Source organism: Tamlana crocina (genome assembly GCF_012037625.1).
On sequence record NZ_JAAVJS010000003.1, the window covers coordinates 110,451 to 131,937 of the forward strand.

10 protein-coding genes are annotated in these 21,487 nt (G+C 36.7%); 9 read left to right on the top strand and 1 reads right to left on the bottom strand.

What is annotated here, in order from left to right; translation table 11 throughout:
• The first annotated feature begins 9 nt into the window (after positions 1–9).
• The 9 genes from HC176_RS02870 (at position 10) to HC176_RS02910 (ending at position 18,160) form a co-directional block, all read left to right on the top strand.
• Positions 10–1,083 carry a mannonate dehydratase gene (locus HC176_RS02870; RefSeq protein ID WP_167916686.1) on the top strand — a complete coding sequence of 358 codons (1,074 nt, stop codon included), beginning with the start codon at positions 10–12 and terminating at the stop codon, positions 1,081–1,083.
• A 26-nt stretch (positions 1,084–1,109) separates the two neighbouring features.
• Positions 1,110–3,449: a GH92 family glycosyl hydrolase gene (locus tag HC176_RS02875; RefSeq protein WP_280818670.1), complete on the top strand. Its 2,340-nt coding sequence runs from the start codon at positions 1,110–1,112 to the stop codon at positions 3,447–3,449.
• 252 nt (positions 3,450–3,701) lie between these two features.
• Positions 3,702–6,440 (top strand): GH92 family glycosyl hydrolase, encoded by a 2,739-nt coding sequence (locus HC176_RS02880; protein WP_167916688.1) that lies wholly within the window; start codon positions 3,702–3,704, stop codon positions 6,438–6,440.
• Positions 6,441–6,486: 46 nt separating this feature from the next.
• Complete coding sequence (locus HC176_RS02885) at positions 6,487–8,253, top strand: class I mannose-6-phosphate isomerase (protein ID WP_167916689.1); 1,767 nt, start codon at positions 6,487–6,489, stop codon at positions 8,251–8,253.
• 13 nt (positions 8,254–8,266) lie between these two features.
• Positions 8,267–11,503, top strand: coding sequence for a GH92 family glycosyl hydrolase (locus tag HC176_RS02890; protein ID WP_245234827.1), 3,237 nt, complete (start codon positions 8,267–8,269; stop codon positions 11,501–11,503).
• A gap of 133 nt (positions 11,504–11,636) precedes the next feature.
• The gene (locus HC176_RS02895) at positions 11,637–12,332 is read left to right on the top strand and encodes a GntR family transcriptional regulator (RefSeq protein ID WP_342448659.1); all 696 of its coding nucleotides are present in this window, start codon (positions 11,637–11,639) and stop codon (positions 12,330–12,332) included.
• Between the two features lie 402 nt (positions 12,333–12,734).
• Entirely contained in the window at positions 12,735–14,792 is a 2,058-nt protein-coding gene (locus HC176_RS02900) for a DUF5722 domain-containing protein (RefSeq protein ID WP_167916692.1), read from the top strand.
• Between the two features lie 11 nt (positions 14,793–14,803).
• On the top strand, positions 14,804–16,510 hold the full coding sequence (locus tag HC176_RS02905) for a sulfatase (protein ID WP_167916693.1): 1,707 nt from the start codon (positions 14,804–14,806) through the stop codon (positions 16,508–16,510).
• Between the two features lie 72 nt (positions 16,511–16,582).
• A complete protein-coding gene (locus HC176_RS02910) occupies positions 16,583–18,160 on the top strand; it encodes an arylsulfatase (protein ID WP_280818671.1) in 1,578 nt (525 codons plus the stop codon).
• Between the two features lie 235 nt (positions 18,161–18,395).
• Here the strand turns inward: HC176_RS02910 and HC176_RS02915 are convergent, their stop codons facing one another.
• Positions 18,396–21,362, bottom strand: a complete 2,967-nt coding sequence (locus HC176_RS02915) for a G8 domain-containing protein (RefSeq protein WP_167916695.1) — start codon at positions 21,360–21,362, stop codon at positions 18,396–18,398.
• Positions 21,363–21,487 lie beyond the last annotated feature (125 nt).

Genomic DNA, 21,487 nt, shown 5'->3' on the forward strand with positions numbered 1-21,487 from the left:
ATTAGTGAAATGAAATTAGGATTCGGATTATACCGTCACATGCTTAATGAACAGCATTATAAGTTTGCAAAGCAATGTGGAGCAACACACGTGGTAGTGCACATGGTAGATTATTTTGGGAATGCCGATAATAGTAAATCAAACGCCAACCAACCCATAGGCGGTAATAAAGGCTGGGGTAAAGCAGGTAATGGAGAGCTATGGTCTTTAGAGGAACTTTTAAAAATTAAAGAAGACATTAATAGCCATGGTTTGGAGTGGTATGCTATTGAGAATTTTGACCCTTCAATATGGCACGATATTCTTCTAGATGGCCCTAAAAAAGAAGAGCAAATAGAACTGGTAAAGGAACAAATACGAATTGTGGGCAAAGCAGGAATTCCTGTATTTGGTTATAATTTTTCTTTAGCAGGCGTATCCAGTAGAGTGGAAAAACCTTTTGCTCGTGGTGGCGCAGTTTCCGTGGGAATGGAAGGTAGTGTGGATGAAACACCTATTCCAAACGGTATGGTATGGAATATGATATATGAAGAAAACGCACCAGAAGGAACGGTAGAAAAGGTATCTCACGATATCCTTTGGGAACGTTTACAATACTTTTTAGACCACGTGATACCAGTAGCTGAAGAAGCCGGTGTTAAGATGGCGGCACACCCAGATGACCCGCCAATGCCTTATGTTAGAAACACGCCAAGATTGGTGTATCAACCAGACATGTACCAACGCTTAATAGATATGAAACCCAGTGATAACAACAACTTAGAGTTTTGTTTGGGCACCATATCTGAAATGACTGAAGGCGATGTATACGAAGCTACCGATCAATATAGCGAGCAAAATAAAATAGCCTATATACATTTTAGAAATGTAGTTGGCAAAGTTCCTAATTACCATGAAGTATTTGTAGATGAGGGAGATATCGACATGTTCAAAATATTAGAGATTTTAAAGCGCAATAACTTTGAAGGTGTTTTAATACCAGATCATACGCCACAAATGAGTTGCGATGGGGCTTGGTATGCGGGTATGGCTTACGCAATGGGCTATATGAAAGCAGCTCTTGGTAATCTTAATAGAGATTAAATACTATATAAAAGAGTAAAAATATCATGATAAAAGTAGTTAAGTATTTGTGGTATAAGAGTTTTAAAGCTAACACTTTCTTATGTTTTATCTTGAAACAAAGCTTGTTTGTTTTGTTTGCCATAGGATTGCTTTCGTGTCAAAATGAAATTAACGGCACAGATTATACCCAATACGTAAACCCTTTTATAGGGACCCAAAACGAAGGCCATACGTTTCCAGGAGCAACAACCCCACATGGAATGGTTCAACCTAGTCCAGAATCTTACAATACCTATTATAAAGGTTATGAAATGGACCACGTTGCAGGCTATCAATACAACGACCCTTGGTTGTTAGGTTTTACCCAAACGCATCTAAATGGGGTTGGCTGCCCATCAATGTCAGATATTTTATTGCTTCCAATTAATACGGATACCATCAATAGTGAATCTCGGTTTAATTTTAAATCAGCATATAGAAAAGAAACAGAAATAGCGAAACCAGGATATTATAAAGTCTTTTTAGACGATTTTAAGGTAAAGGTAGAACTTACTGCTACCGAACATGTCGCTTATCATAAATATACTTTTGACAACCCTGAAGATGCACGACTACTCATAGATTTGCAATATGGCGTATCTTGGGATATCAACACCATATCCTCGAATATATTGGAAGCCTCGCAACAATTTGAGAGTGAGTATGTATTATCAGGCTATAGAAAAGCAAAAGAATGGGCCGCTAGAGATTTATATTATGTAATTAAATTTAATAAACCAGTAGTAACTAAGCGCCAATTACCAGCTGCAAAAGGTACCACAGAGAAAGCACCTCGGTATGTGTTGGATTTTAATATGGAAGGCCATCAGGAACTAGAAATTTTGATAGGCGTGTCAACCGTTGGTATTAAAGAAGCAAAAAAGAATTTAGAAGCAGAAGTTGCTTCATGGAATACGTTTGATAGTGTTAGAAAAAACACCAACCAAAAATGGAATGCTATTTTAAACACTATTTCTATACAAGGAGGTAAAAAGAAAAAAGAAGCCTTTTACACGTCTCTGTATCATTTATATATTCAACCTAATAATATTGCCGATGTAGATGGGCAGTATCGAAGTGCCAATTCTGGAATTCAAAAGGCGTCTAGTGGTAAATATTACTCTACATTATCCTTATGGGATACATTTAGAGCGGCAAACCCTATGTACACAATTTTAAGTCCAGAATTGGTTAGTGATATTAACACATCAATGTTAGATAGTTATACACACATGGTGACCGATTCTCTAAACCCTAAAGAAGCCAATAAATATTTACCAAGATGGCAGTTATGGGGGAAAGAAACCCATACCATGGTGGGTAATCACGCTGTACCAGTAATTGTTGATGCGTATTTAAAAGGAATAAAACCTAAGCAGTATACCGATGATGATATTTTTGATGCCGTATGGATTTCTGTAACAAAACCACATTACCGTAATCATGTACAATTAATAGATTCCTTTGGCTACATTCCTTATGATGTTAAGCTATCTTCGATTGACGATGGAAGGGAAACCGTATCCAGACTTTTAGAAGGTATATATGATGATTATGCGGCGGCAAGGTTTGCCGAAAAATTAGGCAAAAGTAACGAAGCGAATTTTCTTTATAAGCGAGCAGGGTATTACAAAAATGTTTATGATAAAGAAAGCGGATTTATGCGCGGTAAAAATGCCAATGGCGTTTTTAGAAAGCATGTAGATAATACTGAGGTAGTAGGTGAGTGGTTAGAGGGTTCAGATTTTACCGAGGGAAATGCATTTCATTATCAGTTTCACGTGCTTCATGATATTCCCGGTTTACAACAACTTATGGAAGGTAAACAGGCCTTTGAAAAAAAACTAGACCAATTGTTTTTTTCAAAATCTAAACCAGAAGTGAAAACTTTAGTATGGAACATTCATGGTACATATGGGCAATACTGGCATGGAAATGAACCTTGTCATCACTTGCCTTATTTATATAAATATACCAATGCTCCAGAAAAAACAGATAAAATAATAAAAACATTGGTAGACGAGTATTATTATACCAAGCCAGATGGCCTTATGGGGAATGATGATTGCGGACAAATGTCTGCATGGTACATGTTTTCGGTCTTAGGGTTCTATCCAGTAAACCCTACTGGAGGCGAGTATGTTTTAGGTGCGCCACAAGTGGAGGAAGCTACAATTAGATTGCCAAATAATAAGATGTTTACGATTAAAGCCAACAATTTAACAGATAAAAATTTTGTGGTTAAATCTATAATGCTAAATGGAAAAAAAATTGATAGAAATTATATTAATCACAATGAAATTATTAATGGTGGAGAACTAATTTTTGAAATGGGTAATTATTAGTTAAAGGAATTAAATAGTATTTCACTTTAAGCAAGCCTTTATTTTTCTAAGATATATAGTCTTTAGTAGCGTTAAATTTTAAGTTTCTAAATTTATTAAAAGAGTTAAAAAACACCAAAAAGATGTAATATTTCAAAATAAATTATATATTTGTTCATATGTATAGACATAATTATCTTGGCTTGCTGATAAGTAATAAATAATATTGTCTGAAAACAAAAATAATTAACATTTAAACTCTTTAGAAAAAAAATGAAAAACTTCAAGTTTGGTATCTTGTTTTTTGTGTTAATGGTATGGAGTGGTCAATCACTGTATGCCAAGTCTTTAAGCATTGCCTCAAAAGCAAAAGTTAATGCTTCATCGTCTCTAAACAAAAAAAATAATAGCTCAAAAATTAATGATGGCATTATAGCAATAAAGAATCAGGGTAATTGGATGGCGAAATCTAAAAAAGCATGGGTTGAGCTTGCTTGGGAACATACTCAAATAATTAATAAAGTAGTTCTCTATAATCATCCAGACCAAACTGCCAGAGTAATAAAAGGTAAATTGTTGTTTAGTGATGGTACTACTATTAATGTAGATTTGCCAAGCGATGGAAGTGCTATCGCCGTAGAGTTTGACGAAAAAAGTACACAAACTGTACGTTTTATAATTGAAGAATCGGTAGGTGAAAAATCAGGGCTTTCAGAAATTGAGGTTTACGCATCGCCTAATCAATACACTACCCCAGTAGAGTGGGTAGACCCATATATAGAAACCAACAGAGGACGTTTTTTTTTATTCGCAACAGGTTCTCGCCCTTATGGTGTAATTAGTGCGGCACCAATGACCATTAATTGGAACAATGGCGGAGGTGGGTATGCCCATAAATCCGATAGTATTTTAGGATTTCCTCAAATTCACGCCTGGACACTTTCAGGGCTAAACCTTATGCCAACCTTAGCTTCTGTAAATCCAACCAAAGGCGAACAGTTTTGGAAATCATCTTTTAAACACGATGATGAAATCGTACAACCAGGCTACCACCGTGTGTTCCTTCCAGATAGTAAAGTGTGGGTGGAGCAAACTTCTACTGATCGTGTTAGCTTTTACCGATTTAAATGGACCGAAGATGTTGAGTCGCAATTACTCCTTTCGCTTGGAGGTCTATTAGGAAATAGTAGAATGACCAATGCCGATGTTACTAAAATTAATAAAAAAGAATTTGAAGGTTCTATTAGTTCTGTAGATAGAGCTTACAATGTGGGGCCCAAAGACGTTAAAATATATTTTGTTGTTCAGGTTGATGAAAAATGGAAATCGTTTGATGGTTGGAATGAAGACGAAAACTATACAGATATTTCATCTTTAAAAGGCGATAATGGTGGTGTATCCATGAAGTATAAATCTAAAGCAGGAGATGAGGTGCAGTTAAAAATAGCCATTTCATATACCAGCATTGAAAATGCACGAAATAATTTAAAAACAGAATGTACCACTTGGGATTTTGATACGGTTGCTCAAGATAGTAGAAACCAATGGAACGATTGGATGAGCAATATAAAGGTTGAAGGAGGTACCGTAGCGCAACGTATAAAATTCTATACAGATTTATGGCATGTATTGCTTGGGCGTCACCGTATTAATGATGTAAACGGCGATTATCCAGACCGAACTACCGGTAAAAAAGAGAATACCGGAAACTTAACCGATGGTTTTATTACCGATGCTAATTTTAAAGTGAAAAACCCAGGTGTAGATGCCAGCGGAAAGGTAATACATAACATGTACAATTCGGATGCTTTTTGGTTAACCCAGTGGAACTTAAATGTACTTTGGGGCTTAGCATGGCCAGAAATTCAAGATGATATGGCATCTTCAATGGTGGCCTATTCAAATAATGGAGGCTTGTTGCCACGAGGTCCTTCGGGAGGAGGATATTCTTTTATAATGACGGGGTGCCCATCAACAAATCTTATAGTAAGTGCTTATATGAAAGATATACTTACTAAAACCGACCCCGAAAATGCTTTTGAGCAAATTAAACAAAACCATATGCCAGGTGGTATGATGGGAGGAGGCGAGTTCTTTAAACACGACCTAGAATTTTATGTTGAAAATGGATGGTGGCCTAATAATGCCGGTATTAATATTGAAGCGGCATTTCAAGATTGGGGAGCAGCTCAAATGGCTTATAGATTAGGTAAAACAGAAGATTATAACTACTTTATTAAAAGGTCTGAATCTTGGAAAAAGTGTTTTAATGAAGAGCATAAACTACTGTTTCCTGTAGACCATAAAGGAAATTTTACACATAACGACCCACTGCGAGGTTGGGGTTATGTAGAGGCTAATGCGTGGCAAGCAACTTGGGGAGTCTCTCACGATATTCCTGGATTAGCTCAATTAATGGGCGGTAATGAAGTGTTATGGGACAAATTAAACTTTGCCTTCGATAAAGGAAAAGATAGCGATTTTGTTTACAGCTACAGTAAAGGCTATGTAAGTTATGCTAACCAACCTGGGTGTTCTAATGCGCATGTGTTCAGCTACGCCAATGCGCCGTGGCTTACGCAATATTGGGTAAGACAAGTAAATGAAAAAGCTTATGGAGGTATTACCCCAGATTTAGGTTGGGGAGGCCATGACGAAGACCAAGGACAAATGGGAGGCGTTAGCGCACTAATGTCAATAGGGTTATTTAATATTATAGGAACAGAGTCTCAAAAGCCTTTCTATGAAATTACGGCCCCTGTTTTTGATAAAGTTACTATAAAACTAGATAATAAATATTACGAAGGAAAAGAGTTTGTAATCAAAACATACAATAATAGTGCAGAAAATTGCTACATACAAAAAGCAAAATTAAACGGCAAAGAGCTAAATAACTTTTGGTTTTATCATGATGATTTTGCTGCTGGTGGAGAGTTAGAAATATGGTTAGGCAATAAACCTAATAAAAAATGGGGCTTGCAAACACCTCCTCCTGTGAATATAAATAAATAATAGTAAATAACTTCAATAGGAAAGAAGTTAACTTAAAATATTAAAAATGAATAGAGAAACGAGTCAAAATTTGTTACCTGTAGTTAGCGAAGTGCCAAACACAGATACTTATAACATCAACCCAATACATAAGCTGGTAGAAGGACAAATAGCTGTTGGTTATGAAAGTTTAGCGAGTAGGTTAAAAACAGAAAAAACAATAATCATCGATGGTTACGTAGGCGTAGACTGGAACGAAGTAATTAGCAGCTTAAAAACAAGTTTTAAAGACAACGGTTTTACGGTAAGCGCCTTCAATATACAAGATTGTTTAAAGTCTGAAAATGAAATTGAAGCCATGGTAGCACCATATTTAAACGGTGATGACCCTGTTTTTGGAAAAATTACCGATTTAAAACTTCTGGATTATTTTGAGAAAGAAAAGTTGGCTAATGTAAAACTTGAAAACAATACAGATATACAAATAGTTTATGGCACCGGTGCAGCACTTTCTAACGTTGAAGGCTGCATAGTGTACGTAGATTTGCCTAAAAACGAATTACAGTACAGAATGCGGGCAAACGCTATAACAAACCTAGGTTTGTCAAAGGTGAAACCGCACAAACAAATGTACAAACACTTTTACTTTGTAGATTGGGTTGTTTTAAATCATGAAAAAAAGAAATTACTTCCACAATTCGATATAATATTAGACCAACAGCGCCCAAGTGAACCAACCTGGACAGAAGGTGAAGCTTTAAGGAAAAGCTTAACTAATATTTCTCAAAACTTTTTTAGAGTAAGACCATGGTTCGAACCTGGAGTTTGGGGCGGTAATTGGATAAAAGAACATATTGATGGGCTAAACCCTAATGTGCCTAATTACGCTTGGTCCTTTGAAATGATTGTGCCTGAAAACGGATTAATATTTGGAGACCAAAATGGGTGGTTAGAAGTGTCTTTTGATATGTTGATGTTTCTAGAGCATAAAAACGTATTGGGTAAGGCTGCAAATCGTTTTAAGTATGAATTCCCAATCCGTTTCGATTTTTTAGATACTTATGACGGCGGAAACCTTTCTGTACAATGTCATCCAAGACCAGAATATATAAAAACTGAATTTGGAGAAAATTTTACCCAAGATGAAACCTATTATATTTTAGACGCAGAAAGTGACGCTCAAGTGTACCTAGGTTTTCAAGACGATATTAATCCAAAAGAATTCAAAGAAGCTCTTGAAAATAGTTACCAAACCAAAGAAGAGTTAGATGTTGAAAAGTACGTACAAAAAATGCCCGCAAAAAAGCACGATTTGTTTTTAATACCCCATGGTACTGTACATTGTTCTGGTATTAATAATATGGTATTAGAAATAAGCGCAACCCCTTATATATATACTTTTAAAATGTATGATTGGCAACGTTTAGATTTAGAAGGAAATCCAAGACCTTTAAATATAGAAAGAGCTTTTCAAAACTTAAACTTTAACCGCAAAGGAACGGTTGTGCAAGACACTTTAATTTCCAAACCCACGGTTGAAGCACAAGGAGAAGGTTGGCAAAAAATTCATTTACCAACACATCCAGACCATTTTTATGATATTTATAGGTATGAATTTGAAGATGAGGTGGTTATAGAAACAAACAACCAATGTCATATTCTTATGCTTGTAGAAGGTACTGCTGTAGAGCTAAGCGTGCCACAACAACAGCAAACGTTTTATTACGCTGAAACATTTGCGGTACCGGCAGCAACCAATAAGTATCGTCTAACAAACAAAGGAAATGGTTTGGCAAAAGTGATTATTTCCTTTGTTAAGGATGAAGCATGTTAAAATAAACAGGGATTTGAAAAATTTAAAACTTAAATATTTAGTGCTTTTTTTGGGGTGTTGTACGTTTTTAAATGCACAACAATCAATAATATGGCAAATAGGAAAATCAGATAACAGTAGCTCAGAATTTGCGCTTGCAAATTCTGAGTATACTAAGTTTTTAGAGCATGATTTTGGATGGGAAGACCGTTTTTATTTAATTGGTTTTTCTAATCAAAAAGCAGACTTCCCTTTTGTTTTACCCGGAGCAACAGATTATTGGGGAGGTACATCGGGGTTAGCGGGTATACGTCCACATGAAATAAATATTCTATTCGGAATTAATGAAAAACCTAAAAATGGCTCTTGGCGATTGGTTGTAGATGTGCTTGACTGTAATCCTGAAACACCTCCATTGTTCAAGGTAAATATTAATGGTAAGCCATGGCAATTCAAATTAGATAAAGGGCAAAATGCCGAAGCCCTAAAAGGTTCTAATAAAGGCACTAAAGAACAAATATTAAGCATTCCAGTTCCTAATGAATTAATAAAACTAGGGGGCAATAAGGTGCAATTAACTACTTTAGAGGGTAGTTGGTTGGTTTTTGATCAAGTTCGATTAGAGGGGCCTGAACGTGTAGAGCTAGTAAAGCCTAAAAATGCATTTTTACGAAATGTTGAAGCAGCAAACTATGAACTGGAAGTTAATAGTAATAGAGTTCAGCCCTTATTGATTGATTTTCAGCACCTTTCAGGAACACCGCTTCTGCAAGTAAAATTAGATAATCAAACCATTTTTAAAGAAACAATAGAGCATGGTAGAAATATTTATGAAGCTCCCATGCCTGCTGTAAGTCTTTCGAAAGTTAGTGGTTATTCTGTTTTATTAAATGGCAAAATAATACAACAGGGTTCAATAAAAAGAACACCTCAACCATTAAATTCATTCGCAGATTATGTAGATACAAAAATAGGTACAGGGCATTCTAGATGGATGATAGCTCCGGGGCCTTGGATGCCTTTTAGTATGGTTAAGATAAGTCCAGATAACCAGAGTATTGGTTGGCAAGCAGGCTACCAACCGTCATACGAAAGCGTAGGCACTTTTAGCCATATTCATGAATGGACCATGGCAGGTTTAGGTACTTTTCCAACAAACGGACCTTTAATTACAAAAGTAGGAAGTCCAGATAATCCAGATTCAGGGTATCGTTCACGTATTGATAAAAGTACAGAACAAGCGCCGTTGGGATATTATTCTGTGTTTCTAAGCGATTATAATATAAAAGCAGAACTTACAGCTACAACTAGGGCTAGTTTTCAGCGGTACACCTATCCTAAAAATAAATTAAATTCTAGAATTCTTGTAGACCTGCAAATACCTTCAGAATATAAATATAATATAGAAGAAGCTTATTTTAAAAAAGTAAATGATTACAAAATAGTTGGTTATAGCAAACAAATTTCACCTTCCGTTTGGGGTGAAGGTCATTACCGAAAGCATTACATAGAAAACGGAGATGAACCAAAAGAATGGGACGCGATTGCACAAGAATATACTGTACATTTTGTAATGGAGTTTGATAGCCCAATTAAAGATTTTGGTATTTGGGTAGATGGAGATAAAGAAGGAAAAGATGATGCCACTATAATAAATACGGAAGAATTAAAAATAAACAACCCCGAAGATATTGTCGCTTTTGTAGAATTTAATACTGATAAAAACCAAGTAGTACAATCAAGAACCGCTATATCTTATGTTAGTATTGATAACGCCGAATTAAATTTAAACGAAGAAATAACTAAGCCTTTTGGTTGGGATTTTAACAGTGTAAGAGCGCACCAGAAAAATACTTGGAACAATTTATTGAATAGGGTTGTAATAACCTCAAATAACAGGTTAGAGAAAACAAGATTTTATTCTAATATGTACCGTGCTTTAGTGAGCAGGAACATTTTTAGTGATGTTGATGGCAGTTGGATGGATGCAGAAGAACAAGTTCAAAAAATAAAAGACCCTAATGGAGTTGCCCTAGGGTGTGATGCTTTTTGGAATACATTTTGGAACTTAAATCAATTTTGGAATTTAGTAACACCAGAATGGTCGTCAAAATGGGTAAACTCACAATTAGCCATGTACGATGCCAATGGTTGGTTAGCCAAAGGACCCGCTGGAATGGAATATATTCCAGTTATGGTGGCAGAACACGAAATTCCGCTTATAGTAGGTGCTTACCAAATGGGGGTTGGCAATATAGATGCAGAAAAAGCTTTTGAAGCTGTTTATAAAATGCAAACAACAAAAGGACAAAAGGTTGGTAATGGATACGCAGGCAATAGAGACTTAGAGCCTTACCTTAAATACAACTATGTTCCCTACAATAAAGGGCGGTTTTCAAACACGCTTGAATACTCATTTGATGATTTTGCAGTGTCTCAATTGGCAAAATCCTTAGGAAAGGAGAAAGCATATAATGAGTTTATAAATCGTGGATATTGGTGGAAAAATGCCATTAACCCAAACACCGGATATGCGCATTTAAGGCATTCCAATGGCGAATGGTTTCCGGATTTCGACCCTATTAAAACGGCAGGCAATTTTCAGTTTGTTGAAGGGAATGCGTGGCAGTTAACCTTTTTTGTTCCGCAAGATATTCCAGCACTAGCGGCCATTGTTGGCGAGGAAGAATTAGCAAAACGTTTGGATGAAGGCTTTAATATAAGCAGTCCTTGGCGGTACAATGCCCCTAACGAGCTGTATTGGGATTTTCCGGTCACGCAAGGAAACCAACAATCTATGCATTTTTCATTCCTGTTTAATTGGGTTAAAAAACCTTGGTTAACGCAAAAATGGAGCAGAGATATTATTAATAGGTATTACGGTTTTGGAGTGTCTAACGCTTATTTAGGCGATGAAGATCAGGGACAGATGAGTGCATGGTTTATCATGGCGTCTTTAGGTCTTTTTCAAACCGATGGAGGAGTTCGTGTAGATCCTATTTATGAAATAGGCAGCCCGATTTTCAAAAAAACAGAAATACACTTAGATACTTATAATGGACGGGGAGAATCTTTTGTAATTGAAGCGAAGAATGCATCATTCAATAACAAATACGTTCAAAAAGCAACCCTTAATGGGAGAGCACTTAATAACTTTTGGTTTCCGGCAAGTGAATTGCTGAAAGGCGGAAAATTAGAACTGGAAATGGGCGATGAACCTAATAAAGAATGGGGCGTTTTTAAAATGCCGTCATCACCCAATGAGCACTAACTAGCCCATGGTGCAAATACAAATCACTATTTATGTATTCCATTTTGGACAAATTTTTTGTTATATATTTGGTAATAATAAAATGTAATCTATGGACTTTAAACTCAATCAATCGAGCCCAATACCCTTGTATGTGCAAATTGAAAATTATTTAAGGGGTTTAATACAAGAAGAAGAATATATAAAAGGGGATAAACTTTTGCCTAAAGAAGTAGCGTTATCGAAAAAATTAGGGGTTTCAAGAAATACCATTAGGCAGGCAATTAACCAGTTGGTGTTCGAGGGATTGATAGAGCGTAAAAAAGGCGTAGGAACCAAAGTAGTCGCAAAAAAAATATCTACCCGCCTAGATAACTGGATAAGTTTTACCAACGAAATGCGGAGTAAGGGTATAGAAGTGGTAGATTATCATATGTCTATTGAGTTAGTCAAAGCCACTCCAGAAGTATATAAAGCTCTGGGAGTTTCAGAAGAAAAAGATTTATGGAAATTGGAAAAAATTAGAGGGTCTAAAAAAGGAAAATTTTTATATTCTATTTCTTATTTTCACCCAAGAGTTGGCATTTCTGGAAAAGAAAATTTTAAAAAGCCACTTTATGAATTGTTGGAAATTGAGCACGATATAATTGTATCTACATCCAAAGAAAAATTAAAAGCCATAACAGCAAATCAGAAAATTTCCAATGCATTAGGTATTTATGATAATCATGCGGTTTTAGAGCGTGAGCGATTGGTCTTGGATGTTGGAGAGCGGCCTGTAGAATTCAATAAAGTATATTATCATACAGATTATTTTACCTATGATATAGATATTAAAAGAGAACTTTAGGTTTTCGTCAATTTAAAAAAATCGCTTTATACTATTGTATTAAAAAAAAGTAGAGCGGAATTAGGAACATAGTGTTACCCCGTCGAACCTAATAATAGGAAAAAACAAAAACTGTTAATCTTTTGATTATCAGTTTTTTTTGTTTTAGGTGTTTTGTTTAATATCAAATAAAAGTATTTATTTTCAAAAAAAAGGCCTACTAATCTGTGAGGACTTTACCATCTGACTTGCAACAAAAAGTCTATGAAAAACTTTAACACTACCTCATTCTACAGGATAGTTTTTTGGGTAATACAGCGTAGATTTACAATTCTTTGAAAGCCTAAATAATTTATGTTCAAATATACTTTCTTTTTTTTGTTATTTTCAGCGTCAGTTTTTTCTCAAAAAAATGTAACACTTTTGGATATTGATGCCAGAAACGGTAATGAAGTTGAAATTCAAAATCTAGAAAGCAGAGGGTATGCCATTAGAACGAAAGGAACCGATCCATATGTTTTTTTAAAGCCCTTGAAAGAAGATTTAAACGGTAAGAAAAATCAATTGTCCTTTAGCTATTTCTGTCCCTCTGGGTTAGACCACATACAGGTTTATTTTTACCCTTTAGGAAAGCAAATTAAGAGCATTATGGTAGGTGATGTTGGCAGTACCGAGGGTTGGGTTGACTTTAGGATAGACCTTAGCGAATATACAGAAAACTGGGGTAAAACTGGTCAATTTCTGCGGTTAGATTTTGGAACAAAGCCAGGGGTAAATCTTCAGATAAAGAATATTCTGCTGAGGGAAATGACAAAAAGAGAATTGGAAATCCAGGTAAATAAAAAAAAGAAAAAACAACAGGAACTCATTCTTGAAAAGAATTTACAGGCTTACTTAAATAAAAATTATAGTAATAGGGTTTCCAATGTTTTGGTAACGGATGATAAGATTACGATAAGTGGAACTGTTTCAAGAAATAGTAATTTATACCTAGCCGAAATCCCGATATATCTAAACGGCACTGAACTAAAGCAATTTAAAAATTTAATAGCAATAAGAGGTAACGATGAAAATTTTACAATGAATCTTGATCGTTATGTTCAGCGTCATGGATTCCAACAAGATCGCCTGCTTTCAAAATGGATAATAGTAGAAAAACAAGCTAATGGTTTCAAAGGTGTTTCCCATGCCCGTTATAGCGATTCGGTAGTGCCAAAATATAATTACGAGTTTCCGAAGCTGGCATCTAAAAAAGGACTTGGCGGGTATAGTGCTAATAGAGAGGCACCAATTTCAGATTTAGATAGTTTGGGCATTGCCAGTGCAACCGTAAATATTTTAATTAATGGATTGTTTAGGTCTGCACCTTCAATAGATAATATATCTCATAGCTATTTAGGGAAAACCTATTATATTAATAAAAAGGAAATAGAAAAGTACGATAAAACCTTGCGCTCTACTTCAAAAAGAAATATTGAAGTTTCAGCTATTTTACTGGTAGCAAAAGCATCTCAGTCTCCAGATAAAGTTATTGGTAACATTCTTCAACACCCCGACACAGATCCAGCAGGCATATATGCCATGCCAAATGTAACCTCACCGGAAGGCATTCAGTATTATTCTGCAATACTCGATTTTTTGGCAAAACGATATACCAGACTCGATAAAAAATATGGACGAATTCACCATTGGATAATTCATAATGAAGTTGATGCCGGTTGGGTTTGGACCAATGCCGGCGAAAAAACGGCTTTGGTTTTCATGAGTCTCTACCATAAATCGATGCGTTTGTCTTATAACATTGCCAGAAAGTATAATCCAAATTCAAAAGTCTTTATCTCTTTGACCCATTATTGGAACTGGACTTCCAATTCGCAGTTTTATCATTCTAAAGCATTACTTGAGCAACTTCTTCTCTTTTCAGAAAAAGAAGGGGATTTTGAGTGGGGCATTGCGCACCACCCTTATCCAGAATCTTTGCGAGAACCAAAAACATGGTTGGATGAGAAGGTAAGCTTCGATTATGATACCCCACTAATTACCTTTAAAAATATAGAAGTTTTAGATGCCTGGGTAAAACAGCCCAGCGTATTGTATAAAGGAAAAGTGAAACGACTGGTTTACCTGTCTGAAAACGGTACCAACTCACCATCGTACAGCGAACAAGATTTGAATGAGCAAGCCGCCGGAATGGCCTATGCCATGAAGAAGATAAAAAAATTAGACGGTATAGATGCATTTCAATACCACAATTGGCAGGACAATAGGAATGAGGGAGGGTTGCGCCTTGGATTAAGACGCTTTCCTGATGATCAAGAAAACCCCGGAGGTGTAAAACCGGTTTGGAAGGTTTATCAAGCCTATGGAACAGAAAAAGAAGATGAAGTTTATAATAAATATAAAACGATGATAGGTGTTGAAAACTGGAATCAAATTCGGTTCAGTATTACTAATGAAAAAATTGGCGGCACCAAAAAATAAAATTTAAGAACATGAAAAAAAGAAAAACCTTTGTGTATGGCCTAGCGGTGTTGATTTTAGTTGCTTGTCAATCTAAAACCGATAAAAAAAGTATTGGTAAAGTACAAGAGCAATCGCGCCCCAACATTATTTTTATATTGGCCGATGATTACGGGATTATGGATAGTCAAGCGTATGCATCAAAATTTTCTGGAGCAACCCCCTCAGCAATGTTTTATGAAACCCCTAATATCGACAAATTGGTTAGCCAAGGAACATCTTTTTCGCAGGCTTATGCAAATCAATTGTGCTCACCTACACGGGCTAGTATCTTAACAGGCAAATATGCTGGAAAAATTGGGTTTACAACGGCTATGCCTCCCAGAAATACATACTACAACCAAAATTTAGAAGTTCCAGAAGGCTTTTATGTTCATGACGTTTTAGAACATAAAGACCCCATTAAAATAGAACAAGCGCTCGTTAACGGTATTTCCAATTCAGCCGTTCCTACAGGCAGTAAAATAGATGGCGGTAAAGACGAACTTTCAATTGCAGAAGCTTTAAAGGATTACCATTCGGCTTTCATTGGGAAATGGCACCTTGGAGGTTTCGGGGCCAAAGGTTACCAGCCAAAAGACCAAGGGTTTGAGCCCCTAGCCTGGTTTGACGCAGGAGGTTCTACTTACTTTAATTGGAGAGGTATTTGGAACAATAAAAGTAATGATATGTTTCCAGAAGTAGCCCCTAAAGATTTAGAAATAGGAGGAGCAGGGAGAATAACAGGAGAAAACTATTTAACCGATGATTTAACCGTGCAGGCACTACAGTTTATAGAGGAAAGAGCCAAGATAAAGGAAAAACCTTTCTTTCTATATTTTTCGCATTTTGCCATACATACACCTTACCAAGCAAAAGAAGATGAAACGGCCCATTTTAAAAAGAAGAAAACTAAAGGATGGAACGGGCACAAGGACCCGGTTTATGCAGCCATGGTAAAAAGCCTGGACCGTTCTGTTGGAGCTATTTTGAATAAACTAGAAGCCTTAAATATAGAAGAAAACACCCTTGTTGTTTTTATGTCTGATAACGGAGGTATAGATGCTGAAATCACCCCAAATGATAAAGGCACTAATAATGATCCTTTTTTAGGAGGTAAAGCCTGTTTAACTGAAGGTGGAATAAGGGTGCCTTTAATTTTTAAATGGAAAGGAAAGGTGCAAGAAGGGAAATGGGTAGATGTCCCTGTAGATTGTACAGATATTTATCCTTCCCTTTTGGATGCCGCTGGGTATAATTCAAAAAGAGTAGTTGAAAAACACCAATTGGATGGAGAAAGTATCATTCCGCTACTTTCAGATTTAAAGAATGACAAAGGAAATTATACAAAAACTACGCATTATTGGCACTATCCTTTCAATGTAATCTATAACTCCCCTTTTGAGCCTTATGCGCTAACGCCTCATTCTGCGATTCGTGAAGGCGATTATAAATTGATTTACGATTGGTACGGACGTTTGTATCTATACAACATAGAGGAAGACCCTTATGAAAAAAACAATCTTATACATTCAGAACCTAAACTTAAGGACAGTATGTTCTTAAAATTAATGGGTTGGTTAAATGAAAACATAGATGGACGTTATTGGCCATCAATAAACAAAAATTACAACCCTAAAAAAGAAGTTAGGGATACTCCGTTTGTCGATATGTTTTCATCATATAAACCCCAAACATAGATTATGAGAAATTACTTTTGTTTTGTTGTGCACCGAATAAAAAATACTAGATCAATAATTAGGCACGTACTAATGTGTGCAGGTGTTTTTGTTTCATTTACCAACTGTGTTTCCCAAAATAATTCAGAAAATACACAGCCTAATATAATTGTTATCATGGCTGATGATTTAGGCTATAGTGATTTAGGCTGTTACGGTGGTGAGATTCATACCCCCACATTAGATAAAATGGCGGAAGAAGGTATTCGCTTTCCTAATACGTACAATGCCGGTATGTGTGTTATATCCCGTAGTGCTTTAATTACTGGTACATGGTGGCCAAGAGCAGGTTATGGCGCCCAAAACGGAGAGAATATAGCCGAAAAGCTAAAAAAAGTGGGGTACAGAACAGGTTTAGTTGGAAAATGGCATTTAGATGGGAAACCAAACAACAAAGGCTTCGATTACTTTTTTGGGTTTTTAGGCGGTTTTTCCAGTTATACTAGAGGTGGAAAAGATTATAGGGTTAACGATAAAAAATTTGAAGATTTTGGTGATGACTATTATTCAACAGATGCCTTTTCGGAGCACGCCGTTCAATTTGTAAAATCGAGTAAAGAGCCTAACCAGCAGCCTTTTTTTCTTTATTTAAGCTACCAATCGCCACATAACCCTTTGCAAGCTTCCAAAGAAGACATTATAAAATATAGAGGCTCCTATATAAAAGGGTGGCAATCCATTAGAGAGCTTAGAATCAAAAAACAGAAACAAATTGGAATTATTAAGGGCAATGTACCTTTACCAGAATACCCAATGAATTTGCCTAAGTGGGACAGTTTAACAGCGGCTCAAAAAGATTTAGAAGATTTACGCATGTCTGTTTACGCTGCTATGGTAGAGCGCATGGATGTTGGTATTGGCAAGTTGATGGATGCCTTAAAAGCGACAGGCCAAGATGACAATACGCTCATAGTATTTTTAAGCGATAACGGCACAGACTCCTTTTCTGTAATGGATTCGGTATTGCTTAAAAGAGGGCTTTTGCCAGGTGATGAGGGGTCTAATTATCAGTTGGGTACGGGGTGGGCCTATGCTAGTGTGAGTCCTTTAAGACTTTATAAAATCAGCCAGCATGCTGGTGGTGTAAAAACAGGAGCTATCGTTAGGTGGCCCAATGGCATAGCAAAACCAAACAGTATAAAAACCGAACAATTAAACCTTGTGGATTTTATGCCTAGTTTTATGGAGTTGGCTCAGAATAGACCAGTATCTAGAAACCAAAATTTAGCAGGCCAATCCTTTATTCCTTTATTGAAAGAGCAGGCATGGCAACGACACGCGCCAATGTTTTTTCAATTTATGGATAACAGGGCGGTTAGAACGGACAAATGGACGTTGGTAGAAGTAGACGGAAATGGTTGGGAACTGTACAATATTGAAAAAGATCCTTTTGAAACCAATAATATAGCCGAAAAGCATAAAAATAAGGTCGCAGAATTGGAGGCCCTATGGCTAAATTGGTGGAAAATCGAAAGTGGGGAAGACGCTTATCAACCAGAAAGTACGAGCACAAGTCCGCATTATAAAGCGCAAGGCGACCGAGGTTCTGGCGAACAATATATACCTTCAGCCATGCCAGAACGGCTTAAAGGTAAATATGCAATTGATTAGTTTAACTTGATTTTTTCTGCTTTAAGCAAAAAGAGGCATTAGCTTTAAAGAGGTTTTCTGGGAGACCTTTGTTGAAAAATAGGAGAAACACCTCTGAAACAATATATGGATTTAAAGTAAAAAGAAAGAAGTTTTTTAAGTATAGTATAGAAGCTATTTTGTAAAATATACGAACACAAAAAAAGGTAGGGGGAAAACCTCTACCTTTTTTTGAGAACGAAAAGATTATCAATGATTATTCAATAGCTATTTTCTTGGTGCTTTTACCGTTATTATTGGTCATGACTACCATGTACAGTCCTTTGGGCAATTTCGAAATATTTAGTGATTTGTTGGGGCTGTCGTTGGTGCTAAATTGATTTTGCAGAACCATTTTGCCCACTAAATCATAAATTTGAACGGTAGTTTCGGTATTAAAATAGCGTCCTGAGAAATGCAGGCTATGTGATGCTGGATTTGGAAAAAGCCTTACGTCGCTAGTAGCAATAAAATCTTGAGTTCTGAGAATTTCACCATCATCGTCAAAGGGGTCGGTGCCATTTTCAATTTCCTGCCTATCGCTAACCAAGTCGTTGTCGGTATCTAAAATAGGGACTGTAAAATTTGTGTTCCATTTCATATTTATATTCTGGTTAAACTGCGTTGCCACATATTTAATGTACAGATCACCGTTGTTCTCTAGGTAGAAATTGGTTCCATTGTTGTTTTTTAAACTTGAAAGAGAAGCACTTTCTGTAATCGGGCTTCCCGCAAGTTTTAATGATAAACCACCGAGTTTACCAAAGTCTGTAAATTTAATAATATACGAATCTCCTTCAGCAGCGTTTTCCATGGCAACATTCATCTTTTTGTTGCTTGGCAGTGACTCAAATGTGTACGTGTATTGAAAATCTTCGTTGACAATAAACGGAAATTGAATGAACGTTTTAAAACCATAAATATGGTATGAAGACGCGGTTGGTGTACCTGTTTTGGTTCTCCTGCAAGTTACGTTTGGAATATTGCTTGTTGGTAACCCGGGGAAACGAAGTGCAGACAAGACAAAGTTGTGCGGACTTCTAAAAGCTCGCGTCCAGTTTGAATGTTGAAACTCATCGCCCACCAACATAAACGGGTGGTTACTTACAATAGAAGAATTAGCTCTACCTGTTAATGAACCGTCTTCATCTAATACAACCGTATTCCAGTTTCTAGGATGTGATGGGTTTTGTGGCCGGGTGTCATTGTTTTTTATTTTGATGTCGTAATTTGGTAAATTTATATGAGGTACGCCGTTGTTATCTGTAGTGATGCCAGAAAACCGGTGATTGGTGTTTTTTGTAGCGGCTCCACCACTGCTTAGAAAAGTGGCATTGATGTTATTCCAGCCTACAAAATGTGAATCCCTTATTTGCCCAGCGCCATCGTACATCCTGTATAGTTTTGCTTTGCCCTGAAAAATCCCCGTTCCTGAGTTTGCAACTACGGCAGATTCGACTACTTGGGAGTAACTAGCAAACTGAATTGCGGTAGGGTTATCTATCATGATATTGTTTTTAAATATAAGGTTGGAAGTAAATGCCAATCTTTGCCCTACGCTGTTGCCCAATCCCGTATATATACCAAGATTGTTGGAGTACCATGTGCAATTTTCAAACACGTGTTCTTCTGAGTTTTTCCAACCTCTATTGCTCAAAATAGCATGGTTGGGGGTTAATTGATCAAAAACATCAACGCCGCTAACGCTACTGTGAGTTTTATTGCCTTTAAAAAGCCCTAGGGGTTCTTTGTAAGGTTCTATACCATTAAACCTGGAGTCGTTTGCCGAGGCGCCCATAGGTTTCTGTGGAAATGCAAACCAATAACCAGTGCCTTCGGTTCCTGCAGCTACATTATTCTCAATGATGTTGTTGGGGTTTGTAATCCAGTAGGTTGCAGGTGTTCTATCCTGAACTTGGTTAAACTGGTTGTCTGAAGGGGTGAGTTCTTCTCCTTTTTTAGGTTTTTTTGTAAGTAGAGCTACGTTGTTTTTTATCATATTGTATCGTTCGCTTCCGTCTTCTAAAAACACGCCATGGCCAATGTGGTCGTACATAAAATTATTATCGACTGTGGTGTAGCTTGTACCATGAATGGTAACCGCTCTATTAAAAGATTTATGAATACTCGAATTTTTTAAATACTGCCCAGTACCAAAGGTGTGCAGTAAGTGCCAATGCCATGGATACCGTCCTAATTTGGCTTTTTGCCCCATTCTGTATAGTTCAATACCGCTTGCCTTGAGGGTACTGTTTGTCATGGCCATAATATGGCCGCCAAAGCCAGTACTTTCGCTAGCGGCATCACCTTGTATTTTTATATTGTGGGATAACAATCCAACTTCAGCTCTCAAATCGGCTGTCCAGGTTTTATTATCGATAGCCCTTGTATAGGTTTTTATGGCACTGAAATGTGGGTGGTTTAAAGCTTCGGTAAAGTAAATCGTTAACTTGTCGGTACTAATGGCACTAATTGTTCTTTTTTCGGCTTCGTTCCAATTGGTTCTACTGGAAACAATCAGTATGTCGTTGCCTACTTCCCAATCTACGGGTTCAGACAAGGTAATTTGATTACTGCCAACCGTAGCATTGGCTCCTAGATGGGTCCAGCTTATCTTTTCTTCACCGTGTAGTTCGATGGTAGCACCGTTCATGGCGGCTATGAATTTGTCGCCCATATTTCCAATGTTATCACCGTCATCACTGCCTATTAGGGTAATTTTACAGTTTCCACTAGCTACATAGGGTTGTAATTCGGTACCTATTTCGAGTTGGGCACCACTGCCACTTACCAGTAGCCATTCTGTTTCTAAATCTATTTCAGCGTTATTTACTTGTCCGCTAATACCTTTTAGAATACCGTTAACTGTAATGGTTTTGGCTTTGGCCACACCAACCAAGTTAACCGTTATTCCTGTGGGAATGAGTACATCATCGTTAATTGATGGTATAACTCCGGTAGACCATGTACTGGTTTCCTGCCAGCTGCCATTATTTATTGCTTCAATCGTAGCAGTTGTCATTATTTCTGCTGGAGAGCATTCATATTTATTGTAAACCAATTTTTTTTGGGGTGTGCTCGAAAATAAATTATAGAGCCTGTCGAGTAGATTGGGCTCAGTATTGGCAGGTAACTGTCCTAGCCCAAAAACCATCATTAATAAAAAGAGTGTCTTTTTGTTCATACTTTTGTGTTTTAACTTAATAATTAAATAGTTTAGTGGTTAATTACTGATAAAATTATATGATGCTAAGTGCAAAACTATCCTGTTCTTTCTGTTTATATGATGCGTGTTGTTTGTTAATTTAA